Raw genomic sequence first — 21,813 nt, 5'->3', positions numbered from 1 at the left:
CGGCTTCAGCCGAGCAGCCCCCACAGTGCATACCCCGTTCCCACCATCGCCACCGCCAACAACAGCAACGCCGACAGAACGGAGATCGCCCGTCGCGCGCGCTGCAGCGCCGTTCCCGACAGCAGGGTGATATAGGCCAGCAAAATGGCGAAGTCCGCCAGCACCCACAGCGCGGTCAGCAGCGTCAGGCTGGCGCCGATCGAGGGGGTGACGGCGATGAACTGCGGAAAAAAGGCGACGAAGAAAATGATGTCTTTGGGGTTGGCGATCCCCACCAGAAAACCGTTCAGGATCGCCGAGCGTTTTTGCGGCGGCGCAGCGGGCAGCGCATCGGGGGATCGCGCGGATAAATCCTCATACAGCGAGACGATCGCCATGCGGCCGATAAACAGGCAACCCAGCAGGCCTGCCCACTGCAGCAAGCGCATATCCACCGCGAACAGCCCGGTGACAACCAGCGCGGCGATGCCGATCAGCAACAAGGAGGCCCCGTTGCTGCCCAGCGCGGTCAACAGCGCGCGCCGGGCGCCAAAGCGCGCCGCGGTGTTGGCGACCATCACCACCACCGGCCCCGGCGTGGCGATCAGCAAGAAAATGGCGGCGCAATACGCCGCCAGCAACGACAGGTTCATCTTTATTTCACTCACATTCAGTCAGTTGGCGTCGCGCCATTATCATGCCGCCGCCCCCGCCTTGAAAAAGGAGTAATCCTGTCGTTTACTGTGAATCAGACTCATCCTGAGAGACGCCGCGATGGCCAGTTCCCTTCCGCCGCTTTACGCCCTGCGCGCCTTCGAAAGCGCCGCCCGCACCGGCTCGTTCACGCTGGCCGCCGAGGAGCTGCATCTCACCCCGAGCGCCGTCAGCAAGCACATCAAAACGCTGGAGCAGCACTTCGGCTGCCGGCTGTTCCAGCGCAACGGCCCGCGTATCGAGGTCACGCCGCAGGGGAAAATCTTCGCCGCCGAGCTGCAGCAAGGGTTTGGCCGCATCGAGCAAGCCTGCGAGCTGTTCAGAAGCCACCGCGATCTGCTGCGGCTGAAGGCGCCCTCCACCCTGACCCTGCGCTGGCTGCTGGACTGCCTGAGCCGATTCCGGCAAACGGCGCAGGCGTTCGAGGTGCAGGCAGCCAGCGTCTGGATGGACATCGACAGCGTGGATTTTTTCAGCGAACCCTACGACTGCGCCATCCTGCTCGGCAACGGCCATTTTGGCGCCAACACCGCCGCCGCCAGGCTGTTCGACGAATGGCTGATCCCGATTTGCGCCCCCGCGCTGCTCGCCGACGGCCAGCGGGATCTCGCCGCCTGCCCGCTGATCCACCCGTCGCCCGATCGGCGCGACTGGCGGCGCTGGCTGCAAAAAAGCGGCATCGCGGCCCCGATCGATCTCACGCGCGGCCAGGTATTTGATTCGCTGGAACAGGGCAACGCGGCGGCCATCGCCGGGCACGGCGTCTCGATCGGCGATCTGGCGCTGAGCCTGCGGACGATTGAGGAGGGATTATTGGCGCTGCCTTGTGACGTCGCCGTGCGCACCGGCGACGGTTACTATCTGGTTTGGCCGGAAGAATCGGCGAAACGGCCGCTGATCGAACGTTTACAGGCGTTTCTCACCGCCCAAACGCCCGACGTCAGCCGGGCCGCCGTCAGGTTTATCGGGTAGGGGACTCGCTACCGAACAGCCCGCCGTCGCGCAGCAGATGCTCGTTGCCCTTGCGGCGGGTAAAGCCGCTGCGATCGAAGAACTCCAGCACCTGGATCGCCAGCTTGCGCCCGACGCCGAGCCGATCGCGGAAATCGGCGGCGTTGGCGCCACCGCGCTCCGCGTCCAGCTCGCGGATCAGCGCCGCGAACTGATCGATGCGTCGGCTGAGGTAGTAGCGATCCACCACCACCGCCGTCACATGGCCCAGCTGAGCCGCCTTGCGCAGCAGCGCGCGCACCCGGCTCTCTTCCTCGCCCAGTTCGCTCGCCAAATCGCGCACCCACCACGGCTCGTCGCCGAACAGCGGTTCGATGCGCGCCCACAGCGGCGCCTCTTCGGCGCTGAACGCCAGGCCGTGTTCCGGCAGGTGCAGCCAGCCGCGCGTATTGCGCAGCGCGCCGGCCTTCAGCAACCGATCGATCATCATAAACACCAACGCCTCCGGCTGCTGAGGCAGAGCCATGCGCCGCAGGCGGGCGCGCCCTAAGCCCAGCTGATCGGCGTGCTGTTGGTGATAGTCCGTCAGCACCTGCAGCAGGCGGCTTTCCGCCCGTTGCACCTGATCCTGCGCCAGCGCCCGGTCACCGACGATCAGCAGATCGCCGTTCGCCAACAGCTCGTTCAGGCCATCGTCCGTCAATTGTCGCGCCCAGGCGAACGCCGCCAGCGACAGCGCGCCGTGCGGCAACTCAAGCGCCAGCGCCTGCGCATCGTCTTGCGCCTGCGCCAAGGCCTGCAGCCATGCCAGATAGTCCGGCTGACGCTTACCGCGCTTGGGCGCATTCAGTTTGAGCACCCGGGCCGCGCCCAGCGTTTGCCGCGCGCCGATATCGCGCAGCACCAGCCGATCGTTCTGTGCCAACCACAGCGGGCGATCGAGGATCAGTTCCGCCAGCCCGTCGTTCAGCAACGAAATACGCCCGGTGATGTGGCTGGCGGCATGGTGCAGATGCAGCGGCTGCCAATGGCGGATCGGCCGATCCGTTTCCAGCGCCACCAGAATGCGTTCCGCCGCTTCGGGCGGACGCTGCGCCAGCAGCCAATCGCCGCGCGCGATCCGCTCTTTATCGACATCGCCGCTGATGTTAAGCGCGATGCGCTGCCCGGCCTGCGCGTGTTCCACGGTCTGATTCTGGGCATGCAGGCCGCGCACCCGCACCGGTGCATCGGCGCCGGTCAGCCACAGCGTATCCCCCACCTTCACCCGGCCGCCGAGCGCGGTGCCGGTCACCACCAGCCCCGCCCCTTTGACGCTGAACGCGCGGTCTACCGCCAGACGAAAACGGCGCGTCAGCGCATGCTCGCCGGGCGACAACGCCAGCAAATGCGCGCGCAGCGCCTCGATGCCCACTCCCGCCGCCGCTGCGGTCACGAACAGCGGCGCATCGGGCCAGCCCTGACGCGCCAGCTCGTCGCGCACCTGGCGGCATACCTCATCGACCCGCGCCGCCTCCACCCGGTCGGCCTTGGTCAGCGCCACCGTCAGCGCCGGGCGCCCGCTCAGGCGCAGGATCGCCAGATGCTCGCGGGTCTGCGCCATCACGCCGTCGTCGCAGGCCACCACCAGCAGCGCATGGTCGATACCGCCGACGCCCGCCAGCATATTGGCGAGGAATTTCTCGTGGCCGGGCACGTCGATAAAGCCCAGCACCCGGCCGTCCGGCTGCGGCCAGTAGGCGTAGCCCAGATCGATAGTCATGCCGCGGCGCTTTTCTTCCGGCAGGCGATCCGCGTTGATCCCGGAGATCGCCTGCAGCAGGGTGGTTTTGCCATGATCGACATGGCCGGCGGTGGCGATGATCATGATGCGCTCAGCGCGTCGATCAGCGCCCCTTCCTGTTCCAGACAGCGCAGATCCAGCCACAGCCGGCCGTCGCCGAGGCGGCCGATCACCGGCTGCGGCAGGCGGCGCCAGCGTTCCGCCAGCGCTTCCAGCGTGGCGCCGCGGCCGTCGCGCGGCGTGAAGGTCAGCGCATAGCTGGGCAGGCGATCCACCGGCAGCGAACCGCTGCCAATCTGCGACCAGCACGGTTCGGCGCGCAGCTCGAAATCGGCGGTGAACCGCGGCGCCAGCGCCGCCAGCAGCCGCTCGGCCGCCTGTTGCATCTCCTGCTGCGGGCGGGTCAGCAGCCGCAGCGTCGGCAGTTGCTCAGCCAGTTTTTCCGGCTGCAAATAAAGCCGCAGCGTGGCCTCCAGGGCCGCCAGCGTCAGCTTGCCGACGCGCAGCGCGCGCTTGAGCGGGTGCTGCTGCAGGCGCGCGATCAGCGCCTTTTTGCCGACGATGATGCCGGCTTGCGGGCCGCCCAGCAGCTTATCGCCGGAGAACGTCACCAGATCGACGCCGGCGGCCAGCAACCGCTGCGGCATCGGTTCGGCGGGCAGTCCGTACTGCGCCATATCGATGAGCGAGCCGCTGCCCAGATCGGTGGCGGTCGGCACGCCCTGTTCGGCCCCGAGCTGCGCCAGTTCGGCCTCGTCGACCGCCGCGGTGAAGCCCTGAATGCTGTAGTTGCTGGTGTGCACTTTCATTAACAGGCCAGTCTGCTCATTGATGGCCTGGCGGTAATCCTTCAGATGGGTGCGGTTGGTGGTGCCGACCTCCACCAATTGACAGCCGGCCTGGCGCATCACGTCGGGAATGCGGAACGCGCCGCCGATTTCCACCAGCTCGCCGCGCGACACCACCACCTCTTTGCCGGGGGCGATCGCCGCCAGCATCAGCAGCACCGCCGCCGCGTTGTTATTGACGATGCAGGCGTCCTCCGCGCCGGTCAGCCGGCACAGCAGATCCGCCACCGCCCGATCGCGATGGCCGCGCCCGGCACCGTCCAGATCGTACTCCAGCGTCACCGCCTCCCCCATCACCGCGCTCACCGCATCCTTCACCGGCTGCGCCAGCAGGGCGCGCCCGAGGTTGGTGTGCAGCACGGTGCCGCTGAGGTTGAACACCGGCAATAACGCCGGGCGTTGCTGCCGGGCCAGCTCGGCCCGCAGCGCCTGCGGCCAGTCGCCGCACCAGGCCGGCAAGCGTTGCTGTTGCTTGATCGCGTCGCGCGCCTGGGCCTGCAGCCGGCGCAACAGTTCACCGATCAGCGTCTGGCCATGCTGCGCCACCAGCGGTTCAATCGCGGGTTCACGCAGCAGACGGTCGATGGCGGGCAGTTGACTGTAAAGAAGGTGGGATTCAGTGCTCATGGTCGCTCGGTTTTCAATTTAGACGTATCGGCATAGCAAAACCCCGCCGCGGCGGGGAGAAAAAAACTCAAGGTGGCGCAGTGCGGGCGAAACTTTCGCGGGCGAACAGGCGTTCGGCCAGCTTGACCAGCGTCGGGCGCTCGACGCACCAGTTGGGCAGGATGCGGCGGAAATTGAGGTAGCCCAGCGCGCAGCCGGTGGCGATATCCGCCAGCGTCAGCCGCTCGGCATTGAGCCACGTTTTTTCCCGCGCCAGCGCCTCCAGTGCGTCCAGGCCCTGCGTCAGCTTGTCACGCTGGCGCAGCATCCAGTTTTCGTCCTGTTTTTCCGGCGCGCGCCGGCTTTCGCGAAACAGGGTCGCCGCCGCTTCGGTCACGCCGTCCGCCAACGCCGCCACCTGCCGAACGCGCAACGCGGCGGCGCGTTCGGCCGGCAAAAACGCCGGCTCCACCGCCAGCAGCTCGAGGTATTCGGCCACCACCGGCGAGTCGTAAAACACCTCGCCGTCATCGGCGATCAGCACCGGCACCTTGGCGAGCGGGTTCAGCTCCTTCACCCGGCTGCCGGGCTCATACGGCGGATCGTTGACGAATTCGAACGCAATCCCCTTCTCCAGCAGCATCACGGAAATCTTGCGCACAAAGGGGCTGGTGTAACTGCCGATAAGCTTCATCCGGTCTCCTCCGCTTCGTCCTGGCCGCGGCGTCCTTACTTCACCGCCAGGGTATCGATAATCCGCTGCACCAGCGCCTGATGCACTTCCGGCGTTTTGGCCGGCGACAGCATTTGCAACGTTACCACCCGCTTGTTGAACACCGTCAACACCAGGGTGGAGACCACCTTTTGCCCGTTGACGGTCTGTTCGGTATCCACCCGGCGAAACTTCTGTTTGCCGACGCTGAAGTTCTCTTCTTTGGTGGTCTGGATATTCTGATAGCGTTCGGCCAGCACCGTGATGGCGCTCTGCGTCAGCTCTTTCAGCATTTTGTCGCTGGTATTGAGCTTCATGCCGTCCGGCGGGATCACTTCGGACGAAACTGCGCTCTGGCGCGACTTGCCGTCAAGAAAGCGCTGGATGGTGGAGGTGCTGTCGTTGATGATGCCGCTGTTCAGCGTTTGATCGCTAAAGCCCGGCGGCAGCTCGAAGGTGATCTTGCCCTTCTGCAGCGACACGTTCAGCCCCGGCGGCGCGGGCGGGGTTTCTACCGGCGCAGGCGGCGGCGGTGGCGCGGGCTGCGTCACGGTCGGTTTGGTGTCGGGTGGCGGCACCGCCGGTTTGGTGTCGTCCTTGTTGTCGCAGGCCGCCAGTCCGATCGCCAACACGGCGACCGCGGTCAGTTTTGCCAGGGTGTTTAACATCGTGGTTCCTTTCGCTTGGCGCGTTATGGCCTAAACGTAGCAACTCGCCCGGGCGATTGCCAGAAGCCCGTGCTGAAATTGCTGGTCCGGCCCCGCGCGAACGGGGCCGGGCGGTTACTCCGCCGGGAACAGGAACGGATTGATGCTGCTGCGGCCGAAGCCTTCTTCTTCCATACGAGCGTCCAGCACCAACGAAGCCAGATCGTCGGCCACCGCTTCGACCTGCGGGTCTTTTTCCTGATAGAGGATTTTCAGGTAAGTGCCGCAGTCGCCGCAGCTTTCCGCCTTCACCGCCGCCTGTTCGCTGTCCAGCGACCAATAGTTGAGATCGCGGGTCTGCTCGCAGTTGCTGCACTTCACCCGCACCACATGCCATTCGCTTTCGCACAGGTTGCAGTGCAGATAGCGCAGGCCGTTGACCGTGCCGATGTGCACCATGCTGGAGACCGGGATGCTGCCGCACACCGGGCAGAACTGACGCTGCTCGCCGTATTCGGCGCGCGCCTTGCCAGGGATCAGGCTGGCCATCTGCGCCCAATAGAGCGACAGCGCGGCCCAGAGGAACGGCGCCTTTTCACTGCCCACCTTGCCGAACTCGCGGTTGAGCAAGGCGTCGGCCATCAGCTCCAGCTCGTGCGCCGAGGCCTTCTCCAGGTTGTCCAGCACCGCCAGGATATGCTCCGGCGCCTGCGGGCGCAGCTCGGCGATCAGCGACGTCAGCAGCTTGCGCCAGTGCTCGCTGCGCGGGAAAACGCTCAGATCGAGCGGCGGTTTGCCGCTGGCGGCGCCCTGCGCCAGCGCTTCGCTCAGATCGAGCTGCAGCGGGTTATCGTGCAGCGCATGCTGCTGCGCCTGCGCCAGCTCGGCGGCGAAGTTCAGGTAGTCGCCCAGCGGATTGTCGACCGCCAGCTGACGCAGACGATCGGCGCGGCGGCTGTACAGGCTTTTCAGGTTGGCGAAAAGTAACGGCGGGATGTTCTCCGCCGTTGTGGACTTCTCACGCTGTGCCCCTAACTGCTCTTTAGGAACGATGCGGATACTCATCAGGGTTTATCTTCCTGTCGTTTCTCGCGGACCTCACGGTACCAGCGCGGATGATGTTTCTTGGCCCAGGCCGCCGGCACCCAGCCTTCCACCATCGCGGTAATGGTGCCTTTTACCCACAATGCGGCGTAAATGTGCACCATAATCACGATGATAAGGCCGACCGCGGCCAGCGAATGCACCAGCAGCGCGATGCGGATCAGCGGGATGGAGAACGACGGCGCAAAATACGGCCGCCAGATCACCACGCCGCTGGCCAGCAGCAGCACCAGGCTGATAATCGCCGCCCAGAACACGCACTTCTGGCCGAAATTATAGCGCCCGGTATCACCCACTTCCTCGTTCATGGCGATTTTGTGGATGTTCTTGGCCCAGACGATATCTTCCCGGTTGATCAGGTTATGCTTCCAGTAGCGCAGGAACATCAGCAGGAACGCGGCAAACATGATCACCCCGACAAACGGGTGCAGAATGCGCGCCAGCTGCGGCGTCCCGAAGATGTTCATCAGCCAGTTGAAGGAGGGGAAGAAGAACCCCAGCCCGCTGATGGCGGCGAACACGAAACAGAACGCCACGATCCAGTGGTTGATGCGCTCCGGCGCGCTGTAACGCTGAATGGGCTTTTCCTTTCTCATTTGCGCGTCTCCTCGTCGTGCGACTCGTCGTGCTCGTCCTCATCCTCGACGCGGTTAGGCCCGACGCCGACATAGTGGAACACGCTGGCCGCGAAGGTGGCGGCAAAACCGATGGCCGCCAGGGGTTTCCACACGCCCTTCCAGAAGGTCACCGCCGGGCTGATGCTCGGGTTGTCCGGCAAACCGTGGTACAGCTGCGGTTTGTCGGCGTGGTGCAACACGTACATCACGTGCGTGCCGCCCACCCCCGCCGGATCGTACAGACCGGCGTTCTGGTAGCCGCGGGTGTTCAGCTCGCTGACGCGATCTGCCGCCACCTGCTTCATCGCTTCCTTGGTGCCGAAGTGAATGGCGCCGGTCGGGCAGGTTTTCACGCAGGCCGGTTCCTGGCCGACGTCCACGCGGTCGACGCACAGGGTGCACTTGTACACCCGGTTGTCGTCCTTGTTCATGCGCGGCACGTCGAACGGGCAGCCGGCGATGCAGTAGCCGCAGCCGATGCAGTGCTCGGACTGGAAGTCGACGATGCCGTTGGCGTACTGAATGATCGCGCCTTCCGACGGGCAGGCCTTCAGGCAGCCCGGATCGGCGCAGTGCATGCAGCCGTCCTTGCGGATCAGCCATTCCAGCTTGCCGTTTTCCTCCACCTCGGAGAAGCGCATCACCGTCCACGACTTGGCGGTCAGATCGGCGGGGTTATCGTACACCCCGACGTTGTGCCCCACTTCGTCGCGGATGTCGTTCCATTCGGAACAGGCCACCTGACAGGCCTTGCAGCCGATACAGGTGGTGACATCGATCAGTTTGGCCACTTCTTCCTGGTGGTCACGGGCGCGCGGCGCCGGCGTGAAACCATTGGTGGCGGATTTACGAATGATGTCTTGAGATTGCATGGCCATAATTCGTCTCCGTTACACCTTTTCCACGTTGACCAGGAACGCCTTGAACTCCGGCGTTTGCGTATTGGCGTCGCCGACGAACGGCGTCAGCGTGTTGGCGATAAAGCCTTTCTTCGCCACCCCTTCGTAACCCCAGTGGATCGGGATGCCGATGGTGTCGACTTCCTGGCCGTGCACCTGCAGCGTGCGAATACGCTTGGTCACCACCGCCTTGGCCTTGATGTAGCCGCGGTTGGAGCTGACTTTCACGGTATCGCCCTGCTTGATGCCCTTCTTCTCCGCCAGCTTTTCGCCGATCTCCACGAACTGCTCCGGCTGGGCGATGGCGTTCAGCCGCGCGTGCTTGGTCCAGTAGTGGAAGTGCTCGGTCAGACGATAGGTGGTGCCGACGTAAGGGAACTTGTCGGATTTGCCCATCGCCGCCAGATCGTCCTTGAACACGCGCGCCGCCGGGTTGGACACCACGTTCGGGTGCAGCGGGTTGGTGCCGAGCGGCGTTTCGAACGGCTCGTAGTGTTCAGGGAACGGCCCTTCCGCCATCTTGTCGGTGGCGAACAGGCGGCCCATGCCTTCCGGCTGCATGATGAACGGCCCGACGTCGCTGCCCGGCGCAGCGGTGCTGTAGTCCGGGATATCGGCCCCGACCCACTTGGCGCCGTCCCACTCCAGCAGTTGGCGTTTCGGATCCCACGGTTTGCCCTGCGGATCCGCCGAGGCGCGGTTGTACAGAATGCGGCGGTTGAGCGGCCATGCCCAGGCCCAGCCCAGCGTATTGCCGAGGCCGGACGGATCGGCGTTGTCGCGCCGCGCCATCTGGTTGCCGGCCGGCGTCCAGCTGCCGGCGAAGATCCAGCAACCGCTGGCGGTGGTGCCGTCGTCGCGCAACTGCGCGAACGAGCTGAGCAGCTCGCCTTTTTTCACCAGCACTTTGCCGTCGGCATCCAGCAGATCCGCCAGCGCCTTGCCGTTGTTCTCCTGCGCCACCTCTTCCGGCGCCGGGTTGTCCGGCGTCAGGTAGTCCCAGGTCATGTTCAGCACCTGCTCAGGCACCGCGCCGCCGTCGCGCGCATACATCTCGCGCAGGCGGCTGAAGATGCCCGCCAGGATCTCGCCGTCGTTCAGCGCTTCGCCCGGGGCGTCCGCGCCTTTCCAGTGCCACTGCAGCCAGCGGCCGGAGTTGACGATCGAGCCGTTCTCTTCGGCGAAGCAGGTGGACGGCAAGCGGAACACTTCGGTCTGGATCTGCGAAGGATCCACCTCGTTGAACTCGCCGTGGTTCTGCCAGAAGTTGGAAGTCTCGGTGTTCAACGGATCGATGGTCACCAGGAACTTCAGCTTGGACAGCGAAGCCACCACCTTGTTTTTGTTCGGGAACGACGCCACCGGGTTAAAGCCCTGGCAGAAGTAGCCGTTGACCTTGCCCTGCGCCATCATCTCGAAGTACTGCAGCACGTCGTAGCCTTTGTCCCACTTCGGCAACCAGTCAAAGCCCCAGCTGTTGTCCTTCTGCGCCTTGTCGCCGTAGAAGGTCTTCATCATGCTGACGAAGAATTTCGGGTAGTTGCCCCAGTAGTTCACCTGGCCCGGCAGCAGCGCCTTCGGCGTGTTGGCCTTCAGGTAGGTGTCGAGATCGGTCTGTTTCTCCGACGGCAGCGTCAAGTAGCCCGGCAGGCTCTGCGACAGCAGGCCGAGATCGGTCAGCCCCTGGATGTTGGAGTGGCCGCGCAGCGCGTTGACGCCGCCGCCCGCCATGCCCATGTTGCCGAGCAGCAGCTGGATCATCGCCATGGTGCGGATGTTCTGCGCGCCGACCGAGTGCTGAGTCCAGCCCAGGGCGTACAGGAACGATGCGGTTTTATCCGCGACGCAGGTTTCGGCGATGTATTCGCACACCTTGAGGAAATCGTCCTTCGGCGTGCCGCAGATGTTGGTCACCACGTCAGGCGTGTAGCGGCTCACGTGCTGTTTCAGCAGGTTCCACACGCAGCGCGGATCCTGCAGCGTGACGTCGCGCTTGGCGAAGCCGTTCTCGTCGAACTGGTAGTTCCAGGTGGTTTTGTCGTACTTGCGGTTTTCCGCGTCGTAGCCGCTGAACAACCCGTCTTCGAAGGCAAAGTCTTCCCGCACCAGCAGGCTGGCGTTGGTGTAGGCCTCGACGTATTCGCGGTTGAACTTGTTGTTGGTCATCAGATACAGCAACACGCCCGACAGGAAAGCGATGTCGGTCCCGGAGCGGATCGGCGTGTAGAAGTCCGCCACCGACGCGGTTCGGGTAAAGCGCGGATCGATCACGATCAGCTTGGCATTGTTGTGTATTTTGGCTTCCATCGCCCAGCGGAACCCCACCGGATGCGCTTCCGCCGCATTACCGCCCATGACGATAATCAAATTCGCGTTCTTGATATCAACCCAGTGGTTGGTCATCGCACCGCGACCAAATGTTGGAGCAAGACTTGCTACCGTTGGTCCGTGTCAGACACGCGCCTGGTTGTCTACGGCAAGCATGCCGAGAGCGCGACTAAATTTTTGCGACAGAAAACCGGTTTCGTTGCTGGCGGCCGAAGCGCACAGCATGCCGGTGGTCAGCCAACGGTTGACGGTAACGCCCTGATCGTTGGTTTTGATGAAGTTGGCGTCACGGTCTTCTTTCACCAGCTTGGCGATGCGGGTAAAGGCGTCGTCCCAGCTGATGCGCTGCCATTTGTCCGACCCCGGCGCCCGGTATTCCGGGTACTTGAGGCGGCTCTCGCTGTGGATGAAGTCAACCAGGCCGGCGCCTTTCGGGCAAAGCGCGCCGCGGTTTACCGGGTGATCCGGATCCCCTTCGATATGGAAAATGCTTTCTTTGGCGTTTTTGGCGCCATCACCAAGGCTGTACATCAACAGCCCACAGCCGACGGAACAATACGTACAGGTATTACGGGTCTCGCGGGCGCGCAGCAGTTTGTACTGCCGGGTTTCCGCCAACGCCACTTCGGGGGCAAAGCCCAGCGCGGCCACCGTCGTTCCTGCCATACCGCCAGCGCAGATCTTAAAGAACTGCCTTCTGCTGACCTGCATGGGGGTCTCCTTTACTCTCGATTGTCACATTGTTCAAATGCGCCTGCCCGCTAGCGCGGCAAACGCGAATGTCACTGTTGTTATGCTTGCTACGAACGCCGGCCATATTACCACAGCGTGCTTGTGGTTGTTACACACTCGTGCTCATTCAGTGAACGCATTGGCACATTTCGATACATTTCGACGTTGGCGCTCCCTACAGTATAGAGAGTAACCAACGTGCCGGGGCGACGGTTTGAACCGGCCACCCAGCGCCCTCTTCTATCAACATGTTAACGCAACGATTTGTTCATTAACCACACAATTCACAGGGCATTGATAATCATTTTCAATATCATTTAATTAACTATAATGATCCGACTGCTTACGCGGTGCTCGCCCTTTGCGCCGCCCATACACCACTGGAGATGATGATTATGAGTTATTCACTGCCATCCCTGCCGTACGCTTACGACGCACTGGAACCGCATTTTGACAAGCAGACGATGGAAATCCATCACACCAAACACCACCAGACCTACGTCAACAACGCCAACACCGTGCTGGAAGTCTACCCTGAGCTGGCCAAATACAGCGTTGAAGAACTGATCCAGGATCTGGACAAAGTGCCTGCCGACAAACGCACCTTCATGCGCAACAACGCCGGCGGTCACGCCAACCACAGCTTCTTCTGGAAAAACCTGAAAACCGGCACCACGCTGGGCGGCGATCTGAAAGCGGCCATCGAGCGCGATTTCGGCAGCGTTGAGAAATTCCAGGAAGAGTTCGAGAAAGCCGCAGCCACCCGCTTCGGTTCCGGTTGGGCCTGGCTGGTGCTGAAAGACGGCAAGCTGGCCGTAGTGTCTACCGCCAACCAGGACAGCCCGCTGATGGGCGAAGCCGTCGCCGGCGCTTCCGGTTTCCCAATCATCGGCCTGGACGTGTGGGAACACGCTTACTACCTGAAATATCAGAACAAACGCCCTGACTACATCAAGGCGTTCTGGAACGTGGTCAACTGGGATGAAGCCGCCGCACGCTTCGCCGCGAAGAAGTAACTCGCCCCCGTTGATAAAGATGCCCGCCACCGGCGGGTATTTTTTTGCCTGAAATCCGCTAAAGTTTGACCACTTCTTGCCGATGGTTTGTTCAATTGACGTTCGCCCGGAGAAGGAAAAACGCTATGGCGGCATTGCAAGCATTGGCAGGAAAGTTCACTCATCTCACCGTAGGTAAAAAGCTCGGTCTCGGCTTCGCGCTGTTGTTGCTGTTGGCGGTCGTCATCGCCGGCACCGGGGCGCAATATCTGCATATCATCGAATCCCGCGCCGATCGCATCGACTTCAGCAACCGGCTGAACGAGGAGATCAACCAGGCCAAATACAACCGCGCCATGTACGGCCAGACCTACCAGCCGGAGTATCTGCAGAACAACCGCGCCAATATTGAAAATGCCGTCAAGCTGATAGATCAGGGGCAGGCGCTGGACTGGGACGCCCAAAGCCGCAAGGATCTGCAGCGTCTGGTGACGCTGATCGGGGAATATCAACAGCAGCAAAAAGTCTTTGAGCAGGCGGTCACGGCAAAAGACGCGGTGCGCCAGAGCTGGAACATGTCGGAAGTGCAGGCCAGCCTGAGCCAGGTGGAGCGTCAGCTCACCAACGGCGATCTGCAGCTGGCCTTCATCCAGCTTAACCAGAAGCTGACCCAGGTGCGCTACGGCGCGCGCGGTCTGCTGCTGAGCCTGAACAAGGAAACCGAAGCGCCGCTGATGGCGGCCATCGACGACGCGCGCGACGCGGCCAACGCCCTGAGCCGCCGGGTCAGCGACGCGCAGCGCCCGCAGCTGCAACCGCTGCTGGCCGCGCTGGACGATTACAAAAACCGCATCGCGGCCTACCTGCCGGCCTATGAGCACGAACAGCAAATCAGCCGGCAGCTCGGCGAACGCGCGCAAGCGATCGGCACGCTGGTGAACGCCTTTATGCAGGACGAACTGGTGCAGACGCGCAACAACATCAATCTGGCGCAGCTGCAGATGGGCGTCACCACCCTGATCGCCATCATCGCCGGGGTGCTTATCGCCTGGCGCATCACCCTGCAGATCACCCGTCCGCTGCACAGCACGCTGGCCATGGCGGAACGCATCGCCGGCGGCGACCTGCGCCAGGCGCAGACCAGCACCCGCCGCGACGAGCTGGGGCAACTGCTGAACGCGGTGGCGGCGATGAGCCAAAACCTGCGCACGATGATTGAGAAGATCCAGATGGGGGTCAGCCAGGTCTCCACCGCCTCGGCGGAAATCGCCGCCGGCAACACCGATCTCTCCTCCCGCACCGAACAGCAGGCGGCGGCGGTCGAGGAAACCGCGGCCAGCATGGAACAGCTGACCGCCACGGTGAAACAAAACGCCGACAATGCTCATCACGCCAACCAGCTGGCCACCGACGCCTCGCAGACCGCACAACAGGGCGGTAAGCTGGTGGAAAACGTGGTCAGCACCATGCGCGATATCTCCAGCAGTTCGCAGCGTATCGCCGAAATTACCACCCTGATTAACGGCATTGCCTTCCAGACCAACATCCTGGCGCTCAACGCCGCGGTGGAAGCGGCGCGCGCCGGCGAACAGGGCCGCGGCTTCTCGGTGGTCGCCAGTGAAGTGCGCAGCCTGGCGAGCCGCAGCGCCCAGGCGGCCAAGGAAATAGAAGGGCTGATCGCCGAATCGGTCAGCCGGGTGAAAACCGGCACTGAGTTGGTGGAAAGCACCGGCAATACCATGGAACAGATCGTCCGTTCGGTCACCCACGTGCGCGACATCATGGCCGAGATCGCCGCCGCCTCCGATGAGCAGACGCGCGGCATCGCCCAGATTGGCCAGGCGATCGTCGAAATGGACCACACCACCCAGCAGAACGCCGCGCTGGTGGAAGAGTCCGCCGCCGCCGCCGATTCGCTGGAAGAACAGGCCGATATGCTGCTGCAGAGCGTCTCGGTGTTCCGTTTGGCGGAACAGACCGAGCCCCTCGCCGCCAAAGCCGCCGCGCCGAAAGCGCCGGCCGTCAAACCCGCGGCCGCCAACGCCGCAGCGGAAGAGAACTGGACCACCTTCTGACGCCCTCAGGCGAGGAATATCCGTTCCTCGCCCTATCTTTTTGGCAACAGGTGGGTCGCGACTCCCCAATTCAACAAATTAAAACCAGAGGCGGTCACATCAAGCATTGCATAGCCGCAATTGCGATGACCGTATCTGCGAAGGTCCTCCTGCGGGTCGGCCCCTTTAAGCCACCAAATCAGTGCCTGCAGAGCATGGCCGTGCGTAACAACACCAAGCGTTTGATTTTGTCCATCGACAGCCAGATCGGACAGACAAGCCATCAGGCGCCAGGCAACCTCATAAGCATTCTCCCCTCCCGGCGCCGACGCCTCTGCCTTACCGGCAAAGAGGCACTGCGTCGCTTCAGGATAATCGCGCATGGCCTGCGCATAAGATAATCCTTCCAGTCGGCCAAAATCTTGCTCCTGCAAACGCTCATCCATTTGCACAGTGCAGCCACATCGCTCAGCCAACGTCTCCGCTGTCGTAAAAGCCCGACCAGTCGGTGAACTGATCAACGAAGTGACCGATAACATTTGCAAGCGAGCGCCAAGCCCAGCGATTTGACGTCGCCCCTCTTCTGTCAGCGGACTGTCACTTCGCCCCTGAATAATCCCCGAGCGGTTCCATTCTGACTCCGCATGCCTCAATACAATGAAACGCATGGTTTTTTCTCGACGATAAAAGCCTAAATATAGACAGGAAAAACACATCCTTCCGTACAGGTAAACGCCGGGTAGTGTACGAGAACAACTCAGGCTATGCTGAGCCCTCGACGCGAGACACGGAGGCGCACATGCATCACCCAGACATTTACATCGGCAGCATTCAACCCTATGAGGGCGGGCGCCCCAGCGCCATCGCCAAACGCCAGGTGGATGGCGCTGTCCGGCTCACGCCGCTCGGGCTGGAAGGCGACGAACAGGCGGAGAAAAGCTATCACGGCGGGCCGGATCGCGCACTGTGCCACTACCCGCGCGAGCATTACGCCCACTGGCGCGAGCAGTTTCCGGCGCAGGCCGAGCAGTTTTGCGCCCCGGCCTTCGGCGAGAATCTCTCCACCGAAGGGCTGACCGAACACAATGTGTTTATGGGCGACATCTTCCGCTGGGGCGAGGCGCTGATCCAGGTCACCCAGCCGCGCTCGCCGTGCTTCAAGCTCAATTATCACTTCGCGATCGAGGATATTTCGCTGCTGATGCAGCAAAGCGGCCGCTGCGGCTGGCTGTATCGGGTGGTGTCGCCGGGCGCGGTCAGCGGCGACCGTCCGCTGGAGCTGGCGGCGCGCAGCAGCGACGTGACGGTCGCCGAAGCCATCGCCATCGCCTGGCATATGCCGTTCGACGCGGAACAGTACCGCCGCCTGTTGGCGGTGGCCGGCCTCTCCGCCAGCTGGAGCAAGACCATGCTCACGCGGCTCGCCGAAGGGCGCCTCGAGGACTTCAATCGCCGCCTGCTCGGCCGTTGAACGCGCGGGCGGAAAAGATGAAAAACGTGCGCCGGATGCCGCGCTAAACATTTTCTTCCGCCTATACTGTAGCCGCACGTTTTTTCAGCCAGGAGCCAGGTATATGACCACCCCGACCCATTCGATTCATCACGCCGCCGCCGAAGGCTATCAGGCCAATGCCGATCGCTATGTGAAAGGCCGGCCGGATTACCCGCCGGAAATCGCCGTCTGGCTGCGTGACGTCATCGGCCTGCACGCCGGCATGACGGTCATCGATCTCGGCGCCGGCACAGGCAAGTTCACCCCGCGCCTGCTGGAAACCGGCGCGCAGGTGATCGCCGTCGAACCGGTGCCGCAAATGCTGGAAAAACTGTCGGCGGCGCTGCCGCAGGTGAAAACGCTGGCGGGCACCGCCGACGCGATCCCGTTGCCGGACGAGTCGGTCGATGCCGTGGTCTGTGCCCAGTCCTTCCATTGGTTCGCCACGCCGCAGGCGCTGGCGGAAATCCAGCGCATTCTCAAGCCCGGCGGCAAACTCGGTCTGGTGTGGAACATGCGCGATGCGCGCGTCGGCTGGGTGCGCAAACTGAATCAGATCGTCGATAGCCACGAAGGCGATGCGCCGCGTTTCTATACCGGCGAATGGCGCAAGTTCTTCCCGTTCAAAGGCTTTGAACCGCTGCAGGAGCAGGTGTTTATGCTGGGCCACCGCGGCGCGGTGGAGGACGTGATCTACAACCGCGTGCGTTCAACCAGCTTTATCGCCGCGCTGCCGCAGCCGCAACAGGAGCAGGTTATCGATCGGTTGCGCCAACTGGTGGCGGAAGAAGAGGAGCTGCGGGGCCAGGACACGGTCACCGTGCCCTATCAGACCAAGGCGTATTACACCACCAAGGTCTGACGCCAAGGGGTTCAGAACGCTTTCTTAGCGTAGCCGGTGACCGCTTTCAGGCCCATCTCGCGGCCCAGCGCGGTCATCGGGTGCACCACGATCAACCCGCGCGCGCTTTTCTTCAGCGCGCCCATATCGGCCTGCTCTTTCTTGGTGATCTCGCGGCTGAACGGCAGCTTGCTCAGCTTCTGCGCTTCGGCGCTCAGCTTCTCGCCGCGCACGTTTTTCAGGCGCTCGATCTCCGTCGCCAGTTTCTCTTTCTCTTTGGTGTGTTGCGCGATCAACTCAGGGTTGCCCTGTTGGATCACGGTGGCGTCTTTGTGGTTCAAGGCGTCCAGCAGGTCGCTCAGGCGCTTGATCTCTGCCTTTTCTTTCTCTTTCATGGTCTCTGGCCCGTTGTGCCCAAAATGGCACGCTAATCAATGATACCGGCATTGTAGCAAAAGGCGCGCGCCGTTACCCGTCCTGCGCAATGCCGGGCGGCAAGCCGCTCATCTCGCAGGCCCTGGCGCCGAGCCGGGCCAACGCCTGGGTGTAGCGCGCGTTGAACGGGTAGCAGCAGGAGAGCCGCAGCGCGTTGCGGTAACGCCCGCTGGGCGAATACAGGGTGCCCGGCGTTAAACAGATCTGCTCCTCCAGCAGCTGATGGAACAGCGCCACACTGTCCACGCCAGGGGGGAATTCGACCCAGAACACGAAGCCGCCCGCCGGCTGCGTGGCCAGCGTGCCGCGCGGGAAATGCCGGGCGATCAGCGCCCGCGCCTCGTCGACCTGCGCCGCATAGCGCTTGCGCAGGTTGCGCAAATGGTGATCGTAACCGCCGCTCTCCAGGAAGGTCGCCAGCGTTTCCGACAGCAGCTGCGACTCTGACATCGACGACACCGCCTTCAGCTTGCGCAACGCCTCGTGGAAGCGGCCGCCGCAGACCCAGCCGACGCGAAAATCCGGCGCCAGCGTTTTGGTAAAGCTGGAGCAAAACAGCACCCAGCCGTCGCGATCGAACGCCTTCACCGCCGGCGACAGCGCGCCGCCGAACTGGATCTCGGCATACAGCCCATCTTCAATTAACGGCACCTGATGATCGTTCATCAGCCGCGCCAGCCGCTTTTTCGCCGCCAGCGGCATGGTGCAGCCCAGCGGGTTTTGCACCGTCGGCATGGCGATCACCGCATTCAGCCGCTTCTCGTTCAACAGCAGCTCCAGCGCGTCCAACGACAGTCCCAACTGCGGATCGGTAGGGATTTCCAGCGCTTTCAGCCCCAGGCTGGCCAGCAGCGGCAGCAGGTAGAAATAGGTCGGCGACTCCAGCCCGACGCAGTCGCCCGGTTTGGTGGTGACGCGCAGCGCCAGCTGCAGCGCTTCCATGCAGCCGTGGGTCAGCACCACGTCGCCCGGCTCCAGCAGCATGCCCAGCGTCATCGAGCGGCGGGCGATCTGCTGACGCAGCCGCAGGCTGCCGGGCGGCAACGGATACTGCCCGATCAGATCCGGCTGGCGGCGCAGCTGAGAGGACAGCATGCGCCCCAACTTGCCGCCGGGATAAAAGTCGCTGGTCTGCGGGCAAGCCAACGCAATGTTGGTGAAGGCCGGGTTTTGCTGGGCGGCAAACACGGTGTCGATCAGCGCCAGCACGTCGTCCGCCGGCGGTTCGATGCGCCCGCAGGGCGCCGAGGCCATCTTCAGCGCCGGCAGCGTGCTGCGGACATAAAACCCCGACTGCGGTCGCGCCTCGATCAACCCGCGATCCTCCAGCGTGCGGTAAGCCGACACCACGGTATTGATACTGACACGATGGGTTTGCGCACAGCGCCGCACCGAAGGCAAGCGGTCGCCGGGCTGCAGCGTGCCGCGGCGAATGGCTTCGGCCAACGTGTCCGCCAGCTGCAGGTAACGGGTATCCGGGGTTTCATCGAGCAGGGTCACAGTTTCTCTCCAGGCAATGGGTACAGTTTACATTTTGTACAACTGTAACCATGACAATATCCGATTTGTGGTTCTGTCACCATCCCATTGCAGCGATTATGCTGATCTCTCGTCATCACCGTCATTTTCAAGGAACCTGCCATGCTGGACTCTGCCTTTGTCAGCTACGTCACCGTCATGTCGATCACCCCCGGCCCCAACAACCTGCTGCTGGCCTCGTCGGGCGTCAACTTCGGCCTGCGCCGCACCCTGCCGATGCTGTTTGGCATCTGCGTCGGTTGCGCGGTACAGCTGGCGATCATTATCCCGCTGCTGGCGCTGGCGCTGAGCTGGGCCGGCGTCATCCGCCTGCCGCTGGCGGTGATCGGCTGCGCTTATCTGCTGTGGCTGTCATGGAAACTGTTCCAGGCGGCCTCGCCGGACGCCAAAGAGCAGGCGCAGCCGATGAGCCTGCTCAACGGCGCGCTGTTTCAGGCGGTCAACCCCAAGGCCTGGCTGATGGTGATCAACGTGGCGATCCTGTTCACCCCGCGCGAAGGCGCCACCTTTGTCCATACGCTGTCGGTCATCGCCGGTTTCGCGCTGCTGAACTTGCCTTGCGTGCTGCTGTGGGCGGTGCTGGGCGACCGCTTGCGCAACGCGCTGCGGGTCACCTGGAAGCTGCGGGTGTTCAACGGCGCGATGTCCGGGCTGATGGCCGCCACCGCGCTGTGGTTGTTGTTCGACGAGTGGCGCGCGGCCTTTGCCTAGCCGCGGCCGAGAGGAGAGAGCCGGGAGGGTTGCTTGGCGCCGATGCCGGCGATCAGATCGGTAATGGACAGCACCATGGTGGAGCGCACCATCTGCTGATAGCGCTGGCGCTGCATGGCGATCAGCGCTTCATCCGCCTCGCCCGGCTGCAGGAAAGTCGGCACCGGCGGCAGCGCTGCCACACAGTGCAGCTCGCCGAACGGCCCGAGTATTTCGTCGTCGACGAAGCGGTATTCCGACCCGTCGTGGTTCAGCTCTTCGCGCATCGCCATCAGCAGTTCGGCGTCTTCATATTCGTGGCGGGAAATCACCCCCAGGCCGTACATCAGCTTCAGGCGCACCGACAGCTCCCCCAGCGGGCCGCTGCCGGACAATAGCGGTTCGACGGCATATTTCACCGCGTAGTCATCCTTGCGGAATACCTGCACCACCAGCACGTTGAGCGCTTCCGCCAGCAGCTCTACCGCCGCGATCAGGAAGCTGCGCACCGTTTTGCCCGCGTTCAGCTTTTCCAGAACCTGGTTTTCAAATGCCTGTGCTTCTTCCATCGTCGCTTTTCGAAAGGCGTGGGGAGGGCCGTCGATGCCGAACTCGGGTTCCAGGAGCGCAGCAAGCTGCGCTCGGGTGTTCATCATCACGATTCTACTTGTGCATGGCGTTATACACAGCAACGGCCTCTTCTACAACCTCGCTTTCCGCCGGCAGGCCGGAAATTTGCGCCAGCGCGGCTTTCGGCCCGAGCGTATTCAGCAATTCCGCCAACTCCAACGCTTGCGGATCCTGTTCGCTGCGGTAACTCATGGCGGCGGCGATGCCCTGGATCAGGTTGGCATGCGGCAGGCCGTATTCCAGCGTGCCCAGCAGCGGTTTGATCAGGCGATCGCCGGCGCTCAGTTTGCGCAGCGGCTGGCGCCCCACGCGCTCGACGTCATCGTGCAGATACGGGTTTTCGAAGCGGCCGAGAATTTTGTTGATGTAGGCGGCGTGCTTGTCGGCGTCGAAGCCGTAGCGTTTGATCAGCACCGCGCCGCTCTCTTCCATCGCCCCTTTCACCACCCGGCGGATCGCCGGCTCGAGAATGGCGTCGCGAATGGTTTGCAGCCCGGCCCGTTGGCCGAGGTAGGCGGTGATCGCGTGGCCGGTGTTGAGGGTGAACAGCTTGCGCTCGACGAAGGCCATCAGGTTGTCGGTCAGCTCCATGCCGGCGATCGCCGGAGGCTGGCCTTTAAACTGCGTCTGATCGACGATCCATTCGCTGAAGGTTTCCACCGTCACTTCCAGCGGATCGCTGCTGTCCGCCGGCGGCACGATGCGATCGACCGCCGAATCGACGAAGCCGACGTGCTGTTCAACCCATGCCTGCTCGTCCTGCGGCAGCGCGGCGAACACATGCTGTTTCAGCTGGCTGGTGCCGCGCACCATGTTCTCGCAGGCGATGATGTTCAGCGGTTGCGCATTGCCCTGCTGATGGCGCAGCACCAGTCCTTTGGCGATCGTGCCGGCGATTTTGGCGAGAATTTGCGGACCCACGGCGGTGGTCACCAGATCCGCCTCGGCGATCAGCGCCACCGCGGCTTCGCCGCCGCTGTTGACGGCGCTGACGTTGGTGACGTTCTCCACGCGCTCTTGCTCGCCCACCACGTGCACCGAGTAGCTTTTTCGGCTGTTCAGCAGATCCAGCACCGTTTGATTGACGTCGGCGAAGGTCAGCTCAACGCCCGCGTCCGCCAGCAGCTTGCCGATAAAACCGCGGCCGATGTTCCCTGCGCCAAAATGTAATGCTTTCATAACTCTACCTTCTTAATGTCGAAGGGTGCAGCAAGCTG

General features: G+C 63.1%; 20 protein-coding genes. 6 read left to right on the top strand and 14 right to left on the bottom strand.

Annotated elements, in window-relative coordinates:
- Positions 1-5: 5 nt before the first annotated feature.
- Positions 6-632 (bottom strand): LysE family translocator, encoded by a 627-nt coding sequence (locus tag ACJ8PL_RS20240; protein WP_117287568.1) that lies wholly within the window; start codon positions 630-632, stop codon positions 6-8.
- Positions 633-753: 121 nt separating this feature from the next.
- On the opposite strand from ACJ8PL_RS20240, the gene ACJ8PL_RS20235 reads away from it, so the two are divergent.
- Positions 754-1,665, top strand: a complete 912-nt coding sequence (locus tag ACJ8PL_RS20235) for a LysR family transcriptional regulator (RefSeq protein WP_079450368.1) — start codon at positions 754-756, stop codon at positions 1,663-1,665.
- Here ACJ8PL_RS20235 and selB read toward each other — a convergent pair.
- The 8 genes from selB to fdnG all read right to left on the bottom strand — a co-directional run bounded on the left by selB (position 1,655) and on the right by fdnG (position 11,899).
- Positions 1,655-3,511: a selenocysteine-specific translation elongation factor gene (gene selB, locus ACJ8PL_RS20230; RefSeq protein ID WP_274985143.1), complete on the bottom strand. Its 1,857-nt coding sequence runs from the start codon at positions 3,509-3,511 to the stop codon at positions 1,655-1,657. The two genes, ACJ8PL_RS20235 and selB, sit on opposite strands and share 11 nt — an antisense overlap.
- The gene (gene selA / locus ACJ8PL_RS20225) at positions 3,508-4,902 is read right to left on the bottom strand and encodes an L-seryl-tRNA(Sec) selenium transferase (RefSeq protein ID WP_239442350.1); all 1,395 of its coding nucleotides are present in this window, start codon (positions 4,900-4,902) and stop codon (positions 3,508-3,510) included. Before selA ends, selB begins: the two co-directional genes overlap by 4 nt.
- 67 nt (positions 4,903-4,969) lie before the next feature.
- Entirely contained in the window at positions 4,970-5,575 is a 606-nt protein-coding gene (locus ACJ8PL_RS20220) for a glutathione S-transferase (RefSeq protein ID WP_004934025.1), read from the bottom strand.
- 35 nt (positions 5,576-5,610) lie between these two features.
- Positions 5,611-6,261, bottom strand: a complete 651-nt coding sequence (locus ACJ8PL_RS20215; RefSeq protein ID WP_033639079.1) for a DcrB-related protein — start codon at positions 6,259-6,261, stop codon at positions 5,611-5,613.
- 114 nt (positions 6,262-6,375) lie between these two features.
- Positions 6,376-7,305: a formate dehydrogenase accessory protein FdhE gene (fdhE, locus tag ACJ8PL_RS20210; RefSeq protein WP_033639080.1), complete on the bottom strand. Its 930-nt coding sequence runs from the start codon at positions 7,303-7,305 to the stop codon at positions 6,376-6,378.
- Complete coding sequence (fdoI, locus tag ACJ8PL_RS20205; protein WP_004934017.1) at positions 7,305-7,940, bottom strand: formate dehydrogenase cytochrome b556 subunit; 636 nt, start codon at positions 7,938-7,940, stop codon at positions 7,305-7,307. The genes fdhE and fdoI overlap by 1 nt, the downstream gene beginning before the upstream one ends.
- Positions 7,937-8,839, bottom strand: coding sequence for a formate dehydrogenase subunit beta (gene fdxH, locus ACJ8PL_RS20200; protein ID WP_004934014.1), 903 nt, complete (start codon positions 8,837-8,839; stop codon positions 7,937-7,939). Before fdxH ends, fdoI begins: the two co-directional genes overlap by 4 nt.
- A 12-nt stretch (positions 8,840-8,851) precedes the next feature.
- A complete protein-coding gene (gene fdnG, locus ACJ8PL_RS20195) occupies positions 8,852-11,899 on the bottom strand; it encodes a formate dehydrogenase-N subunit alpha (protein ID WP_086013585.1) in 3,048 nt (1,015 codons plus the stop codon).
- Positions 11,900-12,315: 416 nt separating this feature from the next.
- On the opposite strand from fdnG, the gene sodA reads away from it, so the two are divergent.
- Together sodA and ACJ8PL_RS20185 are read left to right on the top strand one after the other, a co-directional pair.
- Positions 12,316-12,936 (top strand): superoxide dismutase [Mn], encoded by a 621-nt coding sequence (sodA, locus tag ACJ8PL_RS20190; RefSeq protein WP_317006098.1) that lies wholly within the window; start codon positions 12,316-12,318, stop codon positions 12,934-12,936.
- A gap of 125 nt (positions 12,937-13,061) precedes the next feature.
- The gene (locus ACJ8PL_RS20185; protein WP_016929569.1) at positions 13,062-14,990 is read left to right on the top strand and encodes a methyl-accepting chemotaxis protein; all 1,929 of its coding nucleotides are present in this window, start codon (positions 13,062-13,064) and stop codon (positions 14,988-14,990) included.
- A gap of 32 nt (positions 14,991-15,022) precedes the next feature.
- Here ACJ8PL_RS20185 and ACJ8PL_RS20180 read toward each other — a convergent pair whose 3' ends face one another.
- A complete protein-coding gene (locus tag ACJ8PL_RS20180; RefSeq protein ID WP_028128060.1) occupies positions 15,023-15,637 on the bottom strand; it encodes a histidine phosphatase family protein in 615 nt (204 codons plus the stop codon).
- Positions 15,638-15,768: 131 nt separating this feature from the next.
- Between ACJ8PL_RS20180 and yiiM the strand changes: the two genes are divergently transcribed.
- Both yiiM and ACJ8PL_RS20170 read left to right on the top strand, forming a co-directional pair.
- Complete coding sequence (gene yiiM / locus ACJ8PL_RS20175) at positions 15,769-16,440, top strand: 6-hydroxyaminopurine reductase (RefSeq protein ID WP_079450363.1); 672 nt, start codon at positions 15,769-15,771, stop codon at positions 16,438-16,440.
- Positions 16,441-16,543: 103 nt separating this feature from the next.
- A complete protein-coding gene (locus tag ACJ8PL_RS20170) occupies positions 16,544-17,323 on the top strand; it encodes a class I SAM-dependent methyltransferase (protein WP_049299615.1) in 780 nt (259 codons plus the stop codon).
- Between the two features lie 11 nt (positions 17,324-17,334).
- Here ACJ8PL_RS20170 and ACJ8PL_RS20165 read toward each other — a convergent pair whose 3' ends face one another.
- Positions 17,335-17,697 (bottom strand): YibL family ribosome-associated protein, encoded by a 363-nt coding sequence (locus ACJ8PL_RS20165; RefSeq protein WP_004933989.1) that lies wholly within the window; start codon positions 17,695-17,697, stop codon positions 17,335-17,337.
- A gap of 73 nt (positions 17,698-17,770) precedes the next feature.
- Positions 17,771-19,237 (bottom strand): aminotransferase-like domain-containing protein, encoded by a 1,467-nt coding sequence (locus tag ACJ8PL_RS20160; RefSeq protein WP_033639085.1) that lies wholly within the window; start codon positions 19,235-19,237, stop codon positions 17,771-17,773.
- 141 nt (positions 19,238-19,378) lie between these two features.
- Here ACJ8PL_RS20160 and ACJ8PL_RS20155 point away from each other — a divergent pair, with 141 nt between their 5' ends.
- A complete protein-coding gene (locus tag ACJ8PL_RS20155) occupies positions 19,379-19,987 on the top strand; it encodes a LysE family translocator (protein WP_016929574.1) in 609 nt (202 codons plus the stop codon).
- Here ACJ8PL_RS20155 and ACJ8PL_RS20150 read toward each other — a convergent pair.
- Positions 19,984-20,535, bottom strand: coding sequence for an MltR family transcriptional regulator (locus ACJ8PL_RS20150; protein WP_016929575.1), 552 nt, complete (start codon positions 20,533-20,535; stop codon positions 19,984-19,986). The two genes, ACJ8PL_RS20155 and ACJ8PL_RS20150, sit on opposite strands and share 4 nt — an antisense overlap.
- 94 nt (positions 20,536-20,629) lie before the next feature.
- Positions 20,630-21,775: a mannitol-1-phosphate 5-dehydrogenase gene (locus ACJ8PL_RS20145; protein WP_442531341.1), complete on the bottom strand. Its 1,146-nt coding sequence runs from the start codon at positions 21,773-21,775 to the stop codon at positions 20,630-20,632.
- Between the last annotated feature and the right edge of the window lie 38 nt (positions 21,776-21,813).

Origin of the sequence: Serratia sp. CY83965 (assembly GCF_052166375.1) — a bacterium.
GTDB classification, from domain to species: domain Bacteria; phylum Pseudomonadota; class Gammaproteobacteria; order Enterobacterales; family Enterobacteriaceae; genus Serratia; species Serratia marcescens.
Note: the sequence above shows the minus strand (reverse complement) of the source record. Positions and strands in the feature narration are given on the sequence as shown.